The organism is Pseudomonas viridiflava (genome assembly GCF_003702045.1).
Taxonomy (GTDB): Bacteria; Pseudomonadota; Gammaproteobacteria; order Pseudomonadales; family Pseudomonadaceae; genus Aquipseudomonas; species Aquipseudomonas viridiflava_C.
This window is the reverse complement of sequence record NZ_RBTP01000069.1, coordinates 80169-97683: the sequence shown is the minus strand read 5'-3', so window position 1 is coordinate 97683 and position 17515 is coordinate 80169. Positions and strand designations below refer to the sequence as shown.

Annotated in this window: 16 protein-coding genes; 8 read left to right on the top strand and 8 right to left on the bottom strand. The window is 59.3% G+C overall.

Annotated elements, in window-relative coordinates; translation table 11 throughout:
* Positions 1 to 35: 35 nt before the first annotated feature.
* Both elbB and ALP40_RS21145 read right to left on the bottom strand, forming a co-directional pair.
* Positions 36 to 704, bottom strand: coding sequence for an isoprenoid biosynthesis glyoxalase ElbB (elbB, locus tag ALP40_RS21150; RefSeq protein WP_122210124.1), 669 nt, complete (start codon positions 702 to 704; stop codon positions 36 to 38).
* Between the two features lie 153 nt (positions 705 to 857).
* A complete protein-coding gene (locus tag ALP40_RS21145) occupies positions 858 to 1517 on the bottom strand; it encodes a DedA family protein (protein WP_122210123.1) in 660 nt (219 codons plus the stop codon).
* Positions 1518 to 1747: 230 nt separating this feature from the next.
* Between ALP40_RS21145 and hemB the strand changes: the two genes are divergently transcribed.
* Positions 1748 to 2758, top strand: coding sequence for a porphobilinogen synthase (gene hemB, locus ALP40_RS21140; protein ID WP_004886850.1), 1011 nt, complete (start codon positions 1748 to 1750; stop codon positions 2756 to 2758).
* A gap of 76 nt (positions 2759 to 2834) precedes the next feature.
* A complete protein-coding gene (gene ppk1, locus ALP40_RS21135; protein WP_236438423.1) occupies positions 2835 to 4985 on the top strand; it encodes a polyphosphate kinase 1 in 2151 nt (716 codons plus the stop codon).
* Here the strand turns inward: ppk1 and ppx are convergent.
* The 5 genes from ppx to ALP40_RS21110 form a co-directional block, all read right to left on the bottom strand.
* A complete protein-coding gene (ppx, locus tag ALP40_RS21130; RefSeq protein ID WP_122210121.1) occupies positions 4972 to 6474 on the bottom strand; it encodes an exopolyphosphatase in 1503 nt (500 codons plus the stop codon). The two genes, ppk1 and ppx, sit on opposite strands and share 14 nt — an antisense overlap.
* A 323-nt stretch (positions 6475 to 6797) precedes the next feature.
* Entirely contained in the window at positions 6798 to 7532 is a 735-nt protein-coding gene (locus ALP40_RS21125; RefSeq protein ID WP_122210120.1) for an amino acid ABC transporter ATP-binding protein, read from the bottom strand.
* Positions 7519 to 8169, bottom strand: a complete 651-nt coding sequence (locus tag ALP40_RS21120) for an amino acid ABC transporter permease (protein ID WP_181115387.1) — start codon at positions 8167 to 8169, stop codon at positions 7519 to 7521. The genes ALP40_RS21125 and ALP40_RS21120 overlap by 14 nt, the downstream gene beginning before the upstream one ends.
* On the bottom strand, positions 8166 to 8831 hold the full coding sequence (locus ALP40_RS21115; RefSeq protein ID WP_122210118.1) for an amino acid ABC transporter permease: 666 nt from the start codon (positions 8829 to 8831) through the stop codon (positions 8166 to 8168). Before ALP40_RS21115 ends, ALP40_RS21120 begins: the two co-directional genes overlap by 4 nt.
* A gap of 30 nt (positions 8832 to 8861) precedes the next feature.
* Positions 8862 to 9647 carry a transporter substrate-binding domain-containing protein gene (locus ALP40_RS21110; protein ID WP_122210117.1) on the bottom strand — a complete coding sequence of 262 codons (786 nt, stop codon included), beginning with the start codon at positions 9645 to 9647 and terminating at the stop codon, positions 8862 to 8864.
* Positions 9648 to 9899: 252 nt separating this feature from the next.
* Between ALP40_RS21110 and ALP40_RS21105 the strand changes: the two genes are divergently transcribed.
* From ALP40_RS21105 to ALP40_RS21080, 6 genes are all read left to right on the top strand, one after another.
* Positions 9900 to 10607, top strand: coding sequence for a FadR/GntR family transcriptional regulator (locus ALP40_RS21105; protein WP_122210116.1), 708 nt, complete (start codon positions 9900 to 9902; stop codon positions 10605 to 10607).
* Positions 10608 to 10726: 119 nt separating this feature from the next.
* The gene (trxA, locus tag ALP40_RS21100; protein ID WP_004886824.1) at positions 10727 to 11056 is read left to right on the top strand and encodes a thioredoxin TrxA; all 330 of its coding nucleotides are present in this window, start codon (positions 10727 to 10729) and stop codon (positions 11054 to 11056) included.
* A gap of 232 nt (positions 11057 to 11288) precedes the next feature.
* Positions 11289 to 12548 carry a transcription termination factor Rho gene (gene rho, locus ALP40_RS21095; protein WP_083181804.1) on the top strand — a complete coding sequence of 420 codons (1260 nt, stop codon included), beginning with the start codon at positions 11289 to 11291 and terminating at the stop codon, positions 12546 to 12548.
* Between the two features lie 129 nt (positions 12549 to 12677).
* Positions 12678 to 14144: a 4-hydroxy-3-polyprenylbenzoate decarboxylase gene (gene ubiD, locus ALP40_RS21090; protein WP_122210115.1), complete on the top strand. Its 1467-nt coding sequence runs from the start codon at positions 12678 to 12680 to the stop codon at positions 14142 to 14144.
* Positions 14144 to 15112, top strand: coding sequence for a CDP-6-deoxy-delta-3,4-glucoseen reductase (locus ALP40_RS21085; protein ID WP_122210114.1), 969 nt, complete (start codon positions 14144 to 14146; stop codon positions 15110 to 15112). The genes ubiD and ALP40_RS21085 overlap by 1 nt, the downstream gene beginning before the upstream one ends.
* Positions 15113 to 15320: 208 nt before the next feature.
* Entirely contained in the window at positions 15321 to 15989 is a 669-nt protein-coding gene (locus ALP40_RS21080) for a gamma-glutamylcyclotransferase (RefSeq protein WP_122210113.1), read from the top strand.
* Position 15990: 1 nt separating this feature from the next.
* On the opposite strand, the gene glpT is transcribed toward ALP40_RS21080, so the two are convergent.
* Positions 15991 to 17340 carry a glycerol-3-phosphate transporter gene (glpT, locus tag ALP40_RS21075; protein ID WP_122210112.1) on the bottom strand — a complete coding sequence of 450 codons (1350 nt, stop codon included), beginning with the start codon at positions 17338 to 17340 and terminating at the stop codon, positions 15991 to 15993.
* Positions 17341 to 17515: the final 175 nt, after the last annotated feature.

The window sequence follows — 17515 nt, the reverse complement described above, 5'->3', positions numbered from 1 at the left end:
TTGGGTCCGGAGCGGTCAGATGAGGCTTATGATTCTCACGCCTCCTGCTCCTGAGTCAGCTCCAGCACGCGATCAACCAGTTTGTTGATGCCTGCGGCCGCTTCGCTGATGCTTTTGGCGACCATGTAGGCCGGGGTGCTGACCAGTTTTCGAGCCTCGTCTTCCACGATTTCTGATACGTCGCAGTCCTGATGCTCACCGCCCATTTTAGTGATCGCGGCGGCTGTCTCGGGGTCGTTACCGATGGTGCAGATCACGCCCGGGCCGTAGATCTTTGCTGCGAGAGCCGGGGTGATGCACATCAACCCGACGGGTTTGCCTGCCAGCGCAAACGCCTCTGCCAATGCAAGCAGTGCTGCGTTGACCTGACAGGCCTGGCCCTGGTATGCAAAGTCCGACAGGTTCTTGGCCGAGCCAAAGCCGCCCGGCACGATCAACGCATCGAAGTCGTTGACGTCGGCCTCAAGCAGGTCTTTCACTTCACCGCGCGCGATACGTGCCGATTCGACCAGCACGTTGCGGGTTTCGGGCATTTCTTCGCCCGTCAGGTGATTGATGACGTGGTGCTGCGCAATGTTTGGCGCGAAACACTGTACCTGTGCGCCGCGCTGATCGAGACGCAGCAGGGTCAACACGCTTTCATGAATTTCGGCACCGTCATAGACGCCACAGCCGGACAGGATCACAGCCACTTTCTTTTGCATGATTTCGACTCCTTGGTCATGACGCATCTACCAATGGAACACATTGAGCGTCATCTGTTCAGTGTCGGGTCTTGCCGGGGGAGGGATCAGGCGGGAAAGGGCGCAGCATCCGGGCGAGGCGGTTTGGCCTGCGCCCGGAGAAAACGGGAGTATTCAGTCGTCGGATTTTTTCTTGAGGTCGACAGGGACTTCGACCGGCATGTCCAGGTCGGACGCGGCTGCCGACGCGCAGCATTGTCTCTCTGCACGGGCTTCGCGAGCGATGCGGGCATTCTTGATACGGCGACGCAGCCACAGACCCAGGCCAAGAAGGATCAGGGCGCCGAGTACCCAGAGCTCATATTTCTTGACGTTGCCCAACAGACCTTCCAGCACCGCGCCGAAATGATACGCCGCCGAGCCCAGCGCTGCGGCCCACACTGCGGCGCCGATGCCGTTTAGCAGCAGGTAGCGTCCTGGCGGGTAACCGGACAGACCGATGGCCACCGGCATCACGGTTCGCAGGCCGTAGACGAAGCGGAAGCTCAGCACCCAGATGTCCGGGTGCTTGCGCACAAGCCGTAACGCTTTGTCGCCCATGAGTTGCCAGCGAGGTTTTCGCGCAAGCAGTTTGCGGCCGTGCTTGCGCCCCATGAAGTACCACAACTGGTCGCCCGCGTAGCTTCCGCAGAACGCCACCAGGATGACAATGTTGAGGTCCATGTACCCGCGGAACGCAAGAAATCCAGCAAGAACCAGAATGGTCTCGCCTTCAAAGAAGGTGCCGAGGAAGAGGGCGAAGTAGCCAAACTCATTCAAGAAATTCTGGAGCATTGTCTGGATGCTGGCGAAATGAACGCGCAGCCTAACGCGCCCAACGCAATCATGAAAGTGTCCATATGTGTCTCGACGTTAAAGATTCTTGCAACCACAATGGTCCTTTGTCTCCAGTTACGCCGCTGCGACCTGCAGTCGCAGGTCGAACCACGACTGTCACACATTGGTCATAATGGCGGCTTATAACTGTCGCGCTTGCCCGCGTATGCGGGCTCAGGAGTCTCGCCGTGAGCTTTACCCCCGCTAACCGCCTGTTTCCTCTCACTCGTTTGCGCCGTAATCGCCGCGACGACTTTTCCCGTCGGCTGGTCCGCGAAAACGTTGTCACCGTCGACGATCTGATTCTTCCCGTATTCGTACTCGATGGTGAAAACCGTCGTGAAACCGTGGCCTCGATGCCGGGCGTCGAACGCTTGAGCGTGGATCTGCTGCTCAAGGAAGCCGAAAGCTGGGTCGCGCTGGGCATTCCTGCGCTGGCGCTGTTTCCGGTCACCCCCCCTGAAAAGAAATCCCTGGATGGTGCTGAAGCCTGGAATCCGGAAGGCATTGCCCAGCGCGCCACACGTGCGTTGCGTGACCGCTTCCCCGAGCTGGGCGTCATCACTGACGTAGCGCTCGACCCGTTCACCACGCATGGCCAGGACGGCATTCTTGATGAAGAAGGCTACGTGCAGAACGACATAACGGTCGATGCGTTGGTCAAACAGGCGTTGTCCCATGCCGATGCCGGTGCTCAGGTGGTTGCGCCGTCCGACATGATGGACGGGCGTATTCAGGCCATCCGTGAAGCGCTGGAGCTGGCCGGGCACGTCAATGTGCGGATCATGGCTTACTCTGCCAAATACGCCAGTGCCTATTACGGTCCGTTCCGCGATGCGGTAGGTTCTTCGTTGAACCTGGGCAAGGCTAACAAGGCGTCCTATCAAATGGACCCGGCCAACAGCAATGAAGCGCTGCATGAAGTGGCTGCCGATCTGTCTGAAGGCGCGGACATGGTGATGGTCAAGCCAGGTATGCCGTACCTGGACATCCTTCATCGGGTCAAGGATGAGTTCAAGGTGCCGACCTTTGTGTATCAGGTCAGTGGCGAATACGCCATGCACATGGCTGCAATCCAGAACGGCTGGCTGAGTGAAGGGGTGATTCTGGAATCCCTCACCGCCTTCAAACGCGCAGGAGCTGACGGCATTCTCACGTATTTTGCCGTTCGCGCTGCTCAACTGCTGAAAGGGCAATAGCCTCACAGGAACATTCATGAATACCGAAGGACTCATCGAAGCCGCTGTTGAAGTCGATATTCAGGAGACTGCACCTATGGTTGACCCTGACATCGAGGTGGTCCCGGCCATCGAGGCACCTGCTGCTGCGGTGCCTGCCGTCGTCGCTCCGAATCTGGACGACAGCAGCCTGTACATTCATCGCGAACTGTCCCAATTGCAGTTCAACATACGGGTTCTGGAGCAGGCGCTCGATGAGTCCTATCCGTTGCTTGAGCGGCTGAAGTTCCTGCTGATCTTCTCCAGCAACCTCGATGAGTTCTTCGAGATTCGTGTCGCGGGCCTCAAGAAACAGATCACCTTCGCCCGTGAGCAGGCTGGAGCCGACGGCTTGCAGCCGCATCAGGCGCTGGCCCGGATCAGCGAACTGGTTCACGGTCACGTTGACCGCCAGTACGCGATCCTCAACGATATTCTTTTGCCGGAACTGGAAAAGCACCAGGTCCGCTTCATCCGCCGTCGTCACTGGACCGCCAAGCTCAAGGCCTGGGTCCGCCGTTATTTCCGTGACGAAATTGCGCCGATCATCACCCCGATCGGCCTGGACCCGACGCACCCCTTCCCGTTGCTGGTCAACAAGAGCCTGAACTTCATCGTCGAACTGGAAGGCATCGATGCCTTCGGTCGCGACTCGGGCCTTGCGATCATTCCGGCACCGCGTCTGCTGCCACGCGTCATCAAGGTGCCGGAAGACGTCTGCGGCCCTGGCGACAATTTCGTGTTCCTGTCGTCAATGATTCACGCTCACGCCGATGACCTGTTCCAAGGCATGAAGGTCAAAGGCTGCTACCAGTTCCGCCTGACACGTAACGCCGACCTGGCGCTGGACTCTGAAGACGTGGAAGACCTTGCACGCGCGCTGCGTGGCGAGCTGTTCTCGCGTCGTTATGGCGATGCGGTGCGTCTGGAAGTGGCGGACACCTGCCCCAAGCACCTGTCCGACTACCTGCTCAAGCAGTTCAACCTGACCGAGTCCGAGCTGTATCAGGTTAACGGGCCAGTCAACCTGACGCGCCTGTTCAGTATTACCGGTCTGGACAGCCATCCAGAGCTGCAATACCTGCCGTTCACGCCTGCTATTCCGAAGCTGCTGCAGAACAGCGAAAACATTTTCAGTGTGATCAGCAAGCAGGACATTCTGTTGCTGCATCCTTTCGAGTCCTTCACGCCGGTCGTCGATCTGTTGCGTCAGGCCGCTAAAGACCCGCACGTGCTGGCCGTCCGTCAGACGCTATACCGCAGTGGCGCAAACTCGGAAATCGTCGATGCGCTGGTCGATGCGGCACGTAACGGCAAAGAGGTCACGGCAGTGATCGAGTTGCGGGCGCGCTTCGACGAAGAGTCCAACCTGCAACTGGCCAGCCGTCTTCAAGCGGCAGGTGCGGTGGTGATCTACGGTGTGGTCGGCTTCAAGACCCACGCCAAGATGATGCTGATCCTGCGCCGTGAGGCGGGCGAGATCGTGCGTTACGCGCATTTGGGCACAGGCAACTACCACGCTGGCAACGCTCGTCTGTACACCGACTACAGCCTGCTGACCTCCGACGACGCGCTGTGCGAAGACGTCGGCAAACTGTTCAGCCAGTTGATCGGCATGGGCAAGACGCTGCGCATGAAGAAGCTGCTGCATGCGCCGTTCACGCTCAAGAAAGGCATGCTCGACATGATCGCCCGCGAGACGCAGTTCGCGGTCGATGGCAAGCCTGCGCACATCATCGCCAAGTTCAACTCGCTGACCGATCCCAAGATCATCCGCGCGCTGTACAAGGCCAGTCAGTCAGGGGTGCGTATCGATCTGGTGGTGCGCGGCATGTGCTGCCTGCGTCCGGGCATCGCCGGGGTTTCGCACAATATCCATGTGCGGTCGATCATCGGTCGCTTCCTGGAGCACACGCGCGTCTTCTACTTCCTCAATGGCGGGGACGAGCAGATGTTCCTGTCGAGTGCCGACTGGATGGAGCGCAACCTCGACAAGCGCGTCGAGACCTGCTTCCCGGTGGAAGGCAAAAAGCTGATCCTGCGCGTGAAGAAGGAGCTGGAAAGCTATCTGACCGACAACACCCACAGCTGGCTGTTGCAGTCTGACGGGCGTTACGTGCGCAGTACGCCGACCGGCAACCAGAACGCTCGAAGCGCCCAGGCGACCCTGCTGGAGCGCCTGAGCAACCCGGTCCTCAGCGTACGCTGAAGACGATGCCGACTCGGGTCAGCCACTCCGCTTCGAGCGCGAAGTCGGCCTGAGTCAGCTGGTTGTTTTCCAGCCAGCCGGACGGGAATTCCGCATCCAGGTTCGGACCGTCTGCACGCAGCACCACACGTGGCATCTCTTGGGTGCCACGGATGTGGTGGAACAGAATCGCAAAGCGCAGCAACACACACAGGCGAATCAGCTTGATGCCTTCATCGCCAAACTCGGCGAACTTGTCCTTGGGAATGTTACGGCGATGACCGCGCACCAGCAGCGCGAGCATTTGCTGGTCTTCGCGTGAGAAACCGGCCAGGTCGGAGTGCTCGATCAGGTAGGCGCCGTGCTTGTGGTAGTGATAGTGAGCGATGTCCAGACCCACTTCATGCACCTTGGCGGCCCAGCTCAGCAGCTCGGCGTAGCTTTCGTGTTGCAGGTCCCAGCTGTCGGCGACCTGTTCCAGCGCGTGCAAGGCCTTGGCTTCAACGCGAGCTGCCTGCTCCATGTCGACGTGGTAACGCTCCATCAACGACGTCAGCGTACGCTCGCGCACGTCTTCGTGATGATGTCGCCCCATCAGGTCATACAGCACGCCTTCACGCAGGGCACCTTCGCAGTGATCCATGCGCTTGAGTTCTAGGGCATCGAAAATCGCTTCCAGAATCGCAAGGCCTGCGGGAAAGATTGCACGGCGGTCAGGCTTGATGCCGTCGAAGTCGATCTTCTCGATGTCACCCAGTTTGAACAGCTTGCGCTTGAGCCAGGCCAGCCCTTCGGCATTGACCTCGCCTGCGCCGTAGCCATTGGCCTTGAGTGCCAGGCCGATGGCGCGAATGGTGCCGGACGAGCCGATGGCTTCATCCCATTTCAGGCGATGCAGCGCGTGCTCGATGCTCATGATTTCCAGGCGAGCGGCGGTGTAGGCCTGAGCGTAGCGCGCAGGTGTCACCTTGCCGTCGCGGAAGTAGCGCTGAGTGAAACTCACGCAGCCCATCTGCAGGCTTTCGCGCAGCAGCGGCTCGAAACGCTGACCGATGATGAATTCGGTACTGCCGCCGCCGATATCGGCCACCAGGCGTTTGCCTGGGGTGTCTGCCAAGGTGTGAGACACACCCAGGTAGATGAGGCGGGCTTCTTCGCGGCCCGAAATGACTTCCACCGGATGGCCGAGGATCTCTTCGGCGCGGTGAATGAAGTCGTTGCGGTTGCGGGCTTCACGCAGGGCGTTGGTGCCCACGATCCGCACGGCGCCAAGTGGCAGGCCGTTGATCAGTTGGGCGAAGCGCTTGAGGCAGTCGAGGCCCCGTTGCATGGATTCTTCAGTGAGCTGGCGCTCTTCGGTAATTCCGGCTGCCAACTGCACCTTCTCGCCCAGGCGCTCAAGAATGCGAATTTCGCCCTGATTGGCTTTTGCCACAACCATATGGAAGCTGTTGGAGCCCAGGTCGATAGCGGCGATCAGTGAAAGATTCTTGGGTTTAGAGTGCGGCATGGTCTGGCAATCCCGTTCGATAACCGCGCCATCGTGCCACGATCCACCTCTGCCGCCAACGCGAAGCTGCCCGGGCGGCGGAAATACCCGGTATTAATCTCGCTCTGTGAGCACTCACCGACTTCGCGTTCGTCCCTTAACCTCGCGCAGAGCGTCACGAACTGCATAATCCCGTGAGAGTGAGCGTGCTCACGAAAGCGATGGTTCAAACGCCCTGTCCTCCTTCAAGTCTGCACCGGCGTATTCGCGAGCAAGCTCCCACGTGATAACCAGCAAAACGGGTGTATGACGATAAGGCGTTTCTTGTCCGCTGGTGATGTGTATCACGCGTGTTCCACAGTCCCGATGAAGTTGGCCAGTTCCGGGGTTTTCGGGTTGGCGAACAGTTCTTTCGGGTCGCCCACTTCATGTACCTTGCCCTGGTGCATGAACACCAGTTTGTCGCCCACTTCCCGGGCGAAGCGCATTTCGTGGGTGACCATGATCAGGGTCATGCCGTCCGCCGCCAGTTGACGCACGACGCTGAGCACTTCGCTGACCAGTTCCGGGTCCAGCGCCGACGTGATCTCGTCGCACAGCAGCACCTTGGGGGACATTGCCAGCGCACGGGCAATCGCCACGCGTTGCTGTTGCCCGCCCGAAAGGCGATCCGGAAAGGCATCGAACTTCTCGCCAAGCCCCACGCGCTCCAGCATTTTCCTCGCCAGTTTGGCCGCTTCGGCTTTTGGCACCTTCTGCACGATCTGCGGCGCGAGCATCACGTTTTCGCCCACGCTCAAGTGCGGGAACAGGTTGAACTGCTGGAACACCATGCCGACTTTCTGCCGAAGCGTGCGCAGATCGGCGCGGGCCGCGTCCAGGTACTCGCCATCGACCTGGATCACGCCGTCGTTGATCGACTCCAGCCCGTTGAGCGTGCGCAGCAGCGTACTCTTGCCCGAGCCGCTGCGACCGATGATCGCCACCACCTGGCCTTCTTCGACAGTCAGATCGATGCCCTTGAGCACGTGATGATCGCCGTAGTATTTGTGCAGGGCGGAAATTCTAAGCAGAGGCATGCAGTCTCCTTTCCAGATGACGCGCACAGAGCGACAACGGATAGCAAAGGATGAAATAGCCCAAGGCAACGAAGCCGTAGACCATGAAAGGTTCGAAGGTGGCGTTGGCCAGCATGCTGCCGGTCTTGGTCAGTTCGGTGAAGCCGATGATCGAGGTCACCGCCGTGCCTTTGACCACCTGCACCGAAAAGCCGACCGTTGGGGCGACGGCAATACGAAGCGCCTGCGGCAGGATCACGTAGCGCATCTGCTCGAAAGGCGTCAGGGCCAGGCTGGCAGAGGCTTCCCACTGACCTTTGGAAATCGACTCGACGCACCCTCGCCAGATTTCGGCCAGATAGGCACTGGTGAACAGCGTGAGCGCCAGTGCAGCGGCGGCCCACGGGGAAATGTCCATCCCCATCAGCGCCACGCCGAAGAACACCAGAAACAGTTGCATCAACAGCGGTGTGCCTTGAAACAGCTCTATATATAAGCTGGCTGCCACACGCGGCCAGGATTTCTCCGAGGTGCGCATGCCCATCACCAGCAGGCCGATCAGGCCGCCGCCGATGAATGCCACCAGCGACAGGGCCACCGTCCATTGCAGGCCGGTCAGCAGGTTGCGCACGATGTCCCAAAGGGTAAAGTCCATCAGCTGCTCCTCGAGATGTAGCGACGCCCGATCCAGGCCAGCAATTGCCGGATGAGCAGGGCCATGCACAGGTAGATCAGCGTGGTAACAATGTAGGTTTCAAACGAGCGGAAGTTGCGCGACTGGATGAAGTTGGCGAAAAAGCTCAGCTCTTCCGTCGCGATCTGCGAACAGACCGCCGAACCCAGCATCACGATGATGATCTGGCTGCTCAGCGCGGGCCAGACCTTGCGCAAAGCTGGCACCAGCACGACATAGCGGAAGGTTTCGTAACGGCTCATCGCCAGGGCTGCCGATGCTTCAATCTGCCCCTTTGGAATGGCCTGGATGCCTGCGCGGATAATCTCCGTCGAATAGGCCCCCAGGTTGATCACCATCGCCAGCACGGCGGCCTGCCATTCCGATATCTGCATGCCCAATGAGGGCAGGCCGAAGAATATAAAGAACAACTGGACCAGAAACGGCGTGTTGCGGATCAACTCCACGTACACCGCAAAAATTCTCGCGAAGGGCTGGATTTTCCAGGCCCTCACGACGGCACCGACTATCCCCAGGCTAACGCCCAGCAAGGTGCCGATGGCTGTCAATTCCAGTGTGAATAATGCCCCGCGCAACAGCAGATCTATGTTCTGCAGAACGGGTGCAAAGTCGAAGTGATAAGCCATTGGCAAACCCTGTGAATCAGAAAACGGCGATCAGAGATCGGCTGGCAGTGGCTGCTTGAGCCAGGTGGTGGACGCCTTTTCCAGCGTTCCGTCGGCCTTGGCGGCGTTCAGGATTTCGTTGACCTTGCCCAGCAGCTCCGGCTGGCCTTTGTTCACGCCGACATACACGGGCGAGTCCTTGAGTTTAACTTTCAGGGCCGGGATGCGCTTGGGGTTGCGCTCGCTGATGGCGACCATGACGACGTTGCCGCTGGCGATCAGGTCGGTCTGGCCTGCCAGGTAGGCGGCGATGGTGGAGTTGTTGTCTTCGAAGCGTTTGATGGTTGCACCCTGTGGCGCAACAGCCGACAGCTCGATGTCTTCAATCGCGCCGCGGGTCACGCTGATGGTCTTGCCGTTCAGGTCGGCAATTTCCTTGACCGGTGCATCAGGCGGACCGAACACGGCCAGGTAGAAAGGTGCATAGGCGCGGGAGAAGTCGATGACCTTTTCGCGATCCGGGTTCTTGCCCAGGCTCGAAATTACCAGATCGACCTTGCCGGTGGTCAGGAACGGGATGCGGTTGGTGCTGTTGACCGGCGTCAGCTCAAGTTTGACCTTCAACTTGTCGGCCAGCAGTTGTGCGGTGTCGATGTCCAGACCGCGTGGCTTCATGTCCGGGCCAACAGAGCCAAAAGGCGGAAAGTCTTGTGGAACGGCGACCTTCAAAGTGCCGCGCGCTACGACGTCTTCCAGGCCATTGGCCTGAGCTGGCGCCTGGCTCAGCATCAGGCTGGCAAACAAGGCAGTAAGCAGTGCGCTGTAACGCTTGGTCATGAGAACTCTCCGGACGGAACGGTAAGGTGTTGGCCGTTAACCCAGTGCACAGCCCATGCCACTCGTCTTGAGCGGGCCATAACTCAAGGGGTACAGGCATTTTTTGGTCTTACTGGTCTGAACAGTTGATCTTGCGCATGCCCTGCTTTAGCGCGTCTGAAAGCCCCGCCGCCCCAGCGCTGGGCGCCGCTTGCCGAATGCTCGGGATGACGATAAAAGGGATTTTTACTGGACTGACTGGCCTGAACAGTGATGCCGCATACTTCGCTCGCCGTACCGGAATCCGCCCTCAGGGCCATCCGTAAATTGATTGCCGAGCAGGGCTACAAACCTGGCGACAGCCTGCCTTCGCAGCGTGATCTGGCCGTTTTGCTGGGGGTCAGTCGTGCATCGCTGCGCGAGGCGCTTTCGTCGCTCAGCGCCCTGGGCATCATCAGTGTGCAGCCTGGCAAAGGCGTCTTCGTGCAGGCCCTTTCTGAACCAGAACAGCGCACGGGTGGGTTTTCCTGGCCGTTCGAGGCTCAGGTTTCTCCGGCTGATACGTTTCAACTGCGTTATGCGCTGGAGGGCTTCGCTGCGGGGCTGGCCGCTGTGACGCTGACCGCCGACGAACGGGATGTGCTGGAAGACAACGTCGAGGCGATGCGTCTGGAGTTGCGTGCCGGGGATTTCGAGTCGGCCGCACGTCTTGATTTCGAATTCCACCGGCACATCCTGGTCGCCAGTGGCAATCAGGCGATGCTGGGGATCGTGACCGCAGGCGCCGATATTTTTCTGGAGAGCCAGAAGATGCCGTTCATCAGGGCGGCGAGGGTGATGGAGACGTGGCAGGAGCACCGCAAGATCCTTCGCGCGCTGGCCCGGCACGCCTCCGGACCTGCGCAAAAAGCCATGCAGGAACACGTCAGAGGCGCTGCGCTGCGCACGGGCATCGTTTTCGTTTCCCCTTCGAGTCAGTGATGAGCTATAACCTTAGTCATAAGCCATCATAGCTAGACTCAATGATCCTTCGCTTCCTGAATGTCATTAGGCCCGCTATGATGAGCGTCGTTTTTTAGCCTACGAACTCGGAGACATCCATGAGTAGCGACAAGATCAAACACGTCACCGACGCCAGCTTCGAAGCCGATGTACTCAAGGCTCAAGGCCCTGTACTGGTCGACTACTGGGCTGAATGGTGTGGCCCTTGCAAGATGATTGCCCCGGTTCTGGACGAAATCGCCAGCACGTACGAAGGCAAATTGACCGTTGCCAAATTGAACATCGACGAAAATCAGGAAACCCCGGCCAAGCATGGCGTTCGTGGTATCCCGACGCTGATGCTGTTCAAGAACGGCAACGTCGAGGCCACTAAAGTAGGCGCTCTTTCGAAGTCGCAGCTCGCTGCCTTCCTCGACGCCAACATCTGAAGTGTCCCAAAGCCCTGCTAATTAGCGGGGCTTTTTTTCGGGTGTCGTACTAGACTCCTTGAAAATCGAGTGGTACATTCGGCCCCGCAACGGCTTCTCCGTTGCCCCCTGCTAGCCGTCGCCGACGCTCTCCTTTCGATTTAGTACGCGATCCTGTCGCCTTCTCTGCGGCGCGGCCTCATTAAGCCAAAAGCTTAATTTCCCCCTCCATACACGATTACGTCATTCCCATATGAACCTGACTGAACTCAAGCAAAAGCCGATTACCGATCTGCTCGAAATGGCCGAACAGATGGGCATAGAAAATATGGCCCGTTCGCGCAAGCAGGATGTGATTTTCTCCCTGCTCAAAAGGCACGCTAAAAGTGGCGAGGAAATTTCTGGTGATGGCGTGCTGGAGATCCTACAGGACGGCTTCGGCTTCCTGCGCTCTGCAGACGCTTCTTACCTGGCCGGTCCGGATGACATCTATGTCTCTCCGAGCCAGATCCGCCGCTTCAACCTGCGCACCGGCGACACCATCGTTGGCAAGATTCGTCCTCCGAAGGAAGGTGAGCGTTACTTCGCTCTGCTCAAGGTCGACACAATCAACTACGACCGCCCGGAAAACGCCAAGAACAAGATTCTGTTCGAAAACCTGACGCCGCTGTTCCCGAACGTGCGCATGAAGATGGAAGCCGGCAACGGCTCCACCGAAGACCTCACCGGTCGTGTCATCGACCTGTGCGCACCGATCGGCAAAGGCCAGCGTGGCCTGATCGTTGCTCCGCCGAAGGCGGGCAAGACCATCATGCTGCAGAACATCGCGTCGAACATCACGCGTAACAACCCGGAAGTGCACTTGATCGTTTTGCTGATCGACGAGCGTCCGGAAGAAGTAACCGAAATGCAGCGCACCGTGCGCGGCGAAGTGGTTGCCTCGACATTCGACGAACCGCCAACCCGTCACGTACAGGTTGCCGAAATGGTGATCGAGAAGGCCAAGCGCCTGGTCGAGCACAAGAAAGACGTCGTTATTCTGCTCGACTCCATCACCCGTCTGGCCCGTGCCTACAACACCGTCATCCCGAGCTCCGGCAAGGTACTGACCGGTGGTGTCGATGCGCACGCCCTGGAGAAGCCAAAGCGTTTCTTCGGTGCTGCACGAAACATCGAAGAAGGCGGCTCGCTGACCATCATCGCCACCGCGCTGGTGGAAACCGGCTCGAAGATGGATGAAGTCATCTACGAAGAGTTCAAGGGTACGGGCAACATGGAGCTGCCTCTGGATCGCAAGATCGCAGAGAAGCGTGTGTTCCCGGCCATCAACATCAACCGTTCCGGCACACGCCGCGAAGAGCTGTTGACCGCTGATGACGAACTGCAGCGTATGTGGATTCTGCGCAAGCTGCTGCACCCGATGGACGAAGTCGCTGCGATCGAATTCCTGATCGACAAGCTCAAGCAGACCAAGACCAACGATGAATTCTTCCTGTCGATGAAACGCAAGTAACAGACGGGTCGGTTCAAGAAATGGCATCCTTCGGGGTGCCATTTTTTTTGGCTGCCGTTCGGCTCATTAGCTGCCTTGAGTGCTCAGAGCAGGTAGGATGTGGGTCTATTTGGATAAGTGGCCGGGTTAATGAAATTCAAAGATCTAAGGGATTTCGTACAGCAGCTTGAACAGCGCGGAGAGTTGAAACGCATTCATATGCCGATTTCGCCCGTGCTTGAAATGACCGAGATCTGTGATCGCACCTTGCGTGCCAAGGGCCCTGCCCTGTTGTTCGAAAAGCCGGTGGGTTTCGACATGCCGGTGCTGGGCAACCTGTTTGGCACGCCCGAGCGCGTGGCAATGGGCATGGGCGCCGAGGCGGTCAGCGAATTGCGCGAGATCGGCAAGCTCTTGGCCTTCCTCAAGGAACCCGAGCCGCCCAAGGGGCTGAAAGACGCCTGGTCCAAGTTGCCGATATTCCGCAAAGTCATCGCAATGGCCCCCAAGGTGGTCAAGGATGCACCTTGCCAGGAAGTCGTGATCGAAGGCGATGACGTCGACCTGGGCATGTTGCCAGTCCAGACCTGCTGGCCGGGCGACGTAGCGCCCCTGATCACCTGGGGCCTGACGGTCACCAAGGGGCCGAACAAGGAACGCCAGAACCTGGGCATCTATCGCCAACAGGTGATTGGCCGTAACAAGATCATCATGCGCTGGCTCAGCCATCGTGGCGGCGCGCTGGATTTTCGTGACTGGTGCGCCAAGCATCCGGGCGAACCTTATCCGGTTGCCGTGGCGCTGGGTGCAGACCCGGCCACCATTCTGGGCGCCGTGACCCCGGTGCCGGACAGCCTCTCCGAATACGCCTTCGCCGGCCTGTTGCGCGGTTCGCGCACCGAGCTGATCAAGTGCCGGGGCAGCAACCTGCAAGTGCCCGCCAGCGCCGAGATCGTGCTTGAAGGGGTGATCCATCCCGGTGAAATGGCCGATGAGGGGCCTTATGGCGACCACACGGGCTATTACAACGAAGTGGACAGCTTTCCGGTGCTCACCGTCGAACGCATCACGCACCGCATCAAGCCGATCTACCACAGCACCTACACCGGCCGTCCACCTGATGAGCCAGCGATTCTGGGCGTCGCACTGAACGAGGTGTTCGTGCCGATCCTGCAGAAGCAATTTCCGGAAATCGTCGATTTCTACCTGCCGCCCGAAGGCTGCTCGTATCGCATGGCCGTCGTGACCATCAAGAAGCAGTATCCTGGCCATGCCAAGCGCGTGATGCTGGGCGTGTGGTCGTTCCTGCGGCAGTTCATGTACACCAAATTCGTGATCGTGACCGACGACGACATCAATGCACGCGACTGGAACGACGTGATCTGGGCGATCACCACGCGTATGGACCCCAAGCGCGACACCGTGATGATCGACAACACGCCTATCGACTACCTGGATTTCGCTTCGCCAGTGTCCGGTCTGGGCTCCAAGATGGGGTTGGACGCGACCAATAAGTGGCCGGGCGAAACCACTCGCGAATGGGGCAGGGCGATCATCAAGGATGAGGCCACTACACGTCGGGTCGACGAAATCTGGGATCAGTTGGGAATCAAGTGATGCGCGTAACCTTGCAACCCTCGGGCGCAGTGCTGGATACCTTGCCGGGCGAGCGGATTCTCGACGCTGCGCAACGCCTGGGCTATGAGTGCCCACAGAGCTGCCGCAACGGAAATTGCCACGTTTGCTCGGCGCTGCTGGTGGAAGGCCGGGTCATGCAGGCGGATCAAGAGCATGACCACGGCGAGATCTACACCTGTCTGGCTGAGCCGCTGGAAGATTGTGTGGTGCTGTGGGATGGCGTGCTGGCCAAGGGTGAGCTGCCGGTGCGCAGCGTCGCCTGCCAACTGAGCGAGTGCGTCGAAGTGGGTGGCGATGTCTGGCGTGTGGGGCTGCGCGCCCCGGCCGGCAAGCCGCCGCGCTACCACGCCGGACAATACCTGATGATCGAGCGCGAGAACGGCGAAAAGTCTGCCTTCTCCATCGCCTCCGCGCCCTATCGGGGTCGCGATCTGGAGCTGCACGTGCTGGTGCGTGAAGACAGTGCGCGCAACCTCATCGAGCAGTTGCAGCGCAACGCGATGGCAAAGGTCGAACTGCCGTTTGGCGACACCCACCTGGCCGAGCTGCCTGACGGGCCGCTGGTGCTGATCGCGGCAGGCACCGGCATGGCGCAGATGAGCAGTCTGATCGAGCATTGTCGGGCCAAAGGTTTCGACCATCCCGTGCACCTGTACTGGGGCGCAAGGCGTCCCGACGATTTCTATGAGATTGCGCACTGGGATGAATGGGCACAACTGCCCAATCTGTTCCTGCACAAGGTCGTCAGTGATCTGTGCGGCTGGGAAGGGCGCTGCGGGATGCTGCACGAAGCGGTCTGTGAGGACATCAAGGATCTGTCGGCGGTGCATGTCTACGGCAGCGGCTCGCCCGCGATGATCTACGGCACGCTCGATGCGCTCGTCGCTGCCGGTATGGACGCTCATCAAATGCGTGCAGACGTGTTTGCCTACGCGCCACGTCCGTGACACCTGACTGACGGTCAGGTAGTTGGATTATAAATTGCTTCAACCCGCTTATAGCATCTGGCAATGTCAAATCATCGCCAGATGCCTTTTGGCAATGCAGGTCGTCGGCCTGCCGCTGTGAACGCACCACGACACCCTGATGCCGCTCGCCCATGAGCGTTTCAGCGGGGCTCGGTAAAGACTGGCAGTCAGACTGTCAGGGAGGCAAATGGAGAACCCAATCAACGAACTGGCCGTCGCGGTACACGACGGCCTGGGCCTGACGTATCCACCTGTCATCGATCTTGGCCCGCAACTGACGCGTGAGCAATTGCTCGCATCAATGGCCACCACCATGCAGCGCCATAAGGGCGGGCCGGTCTGGCTGTTCGCTTATGGTTCGCTGATCTGGCGACCCGAATGCACCGCCGTCGAGCGTCAACGCGGTCGCGTACATGGTTATCACCGTGGCTTGTACCTGTGGTCCCATGAGCATCGTGGCACGCCCGAAGTACCGGGCCTGGTGTTCGGTCTGGACCGAGGCGGCTCCTGCACCGGCTTCGCCTATCGACTCCCGGACGAATGCCTTGAAGACTCGCTGCTCGCCTTGTGGCAGCGCGAGATGCCTTATCCCTCCTACCGCCCGCACTGGCTCAACTGCCGTCTCGAAGATGGCAGGCAGGTCCAGGCATTGGGATTTGTATTGGAGCGTCATCTGCCCAGCTACGCGGGCAATCTGCCGGATAGCGTGCTGAGCCAGGTGCTGGCCAGCGCAAGCGGGCGGTATGGGACCACCCGCGATTATGTTGAGCAGACCGTCATCGCCCTGCGCAGCCACGCCATGCCAGATTTGCATCTGGAGGCGCGGCTCAAGCGCTGCCAGTCAGCAACCGCCTGAATCAGGCTTTGGCTTCACGCGAGGTGCTGGCGACCTGCTTGTGACGCAGTGTCGGGGCCAGAAACACCATCGCCAGAATGCATGCGCCAATCAGCAGCACAAAACCGCCGTCCCAGCCGAAGTGGTCTACGGTGTAGCCCATCGCAGCACTTGCCGCGACCGAACCGCCCAGATAGCCGAACAGGCCGGTAAAGCCCGCCGCCGTCCCGGCTGCTTTCTTGGGCGCGAGTTCCAGCGCCTGCAGACCGATCAGCATCACCGGGCCATAGATCAGGAAGCCGATGGACACCAGCGCGATCATGTCGACCGTCGGGTTGCCTTCAGGATTGAGCCAGTACACCAGCGTGGCGATGGTCACCAGAAACATGAACACCATGCCCGTCAGGCCGCGGTTGCCCTTGAAGATCTTGTCCGACATCCAGCCGCACAATAGCGTGCCCGGAATACCGGCCCACTCGTACAGGAAATAAGCCCATGAGGTCTTGTCGACCGTGAAGTGTTTGGCTTCTTTCAAGTAGGTCGGTGCCCAGTCCAGCACGCCGTAGCGCAGCAGGTAGACGAACACGTTGGCCATCGCGATGTACCACAGGAATTTGTTGCGCAGCACGTATTTGACGAAGATTTCCTTGGCGCTGAATTCTTCTTCATGGCTGGCATCGTAGCCTTCCGGGTAATCGTTCTTGTAGTGCTCGATAGGCGGCAGGCCCACTGATTGCGGCGTGTCGCGCATGGTTGCGAACGCGAAGACCGCCACCAGCAACGCCACGGCAGCCGGGACGTAGAAGGCCGCATGCCAGTCATTAGTCCAGCCCATGCCCAGCAGAAACAGCGGACCAATCAGGCCACCGCCGACGTTGTGCGCCACGTTCCACACCGACACCACGCCGCCGCGTTCCTTCTGCGACCACCAGTGCACCATTGTTCGTCCGCTCGGCGGCCAGCCCATGCCCTGCGCCCAGCCATTGATGAACAGCAGCACGAACATGATCGTGACACTGGACGTCGCCCACGGCGCGAAACCAAAGATGAACATCACCCCGGCCGACACCAGCAGGCCGAACGGCAGGAAGTAACGTGGGTTGGACCGGTCGGAGATGATCCCCATCAAGAACTTCGACAGGCCGTAGGCAATCGCAATCGCCGACATCGCCACGCCCAGCTGACCACGGGTGTAACCCTCATCAATCAGATAAGGCATCGCCAGCGAGAAGTTTTTGCGCAGCAGGTAGTAACCTGCATAGCCAATGAAAATGCCCGCGAAGATCTGCCAGCGCAGGCGGCGATACGTGCTGTCGACTTGCTCTTCGGGAAGGGGTGCCTTGTGCCTGGCAGGGCGGAAAAACGCAAACATAGAGACTCTCCGGGTTCTTATTTTTTTGCGAAAGCGAATATTACATTTTCATTACAGAAAAAAGCAGTGCCTTTTGACTGAAAAACGGCGAGAAACGGGAGGTTACGCATGTTGTTTTGTGAACGTCAGAGAGGTTTAACGATTCAGTAAGCGAATAGGACAGGTCCTACGGCCG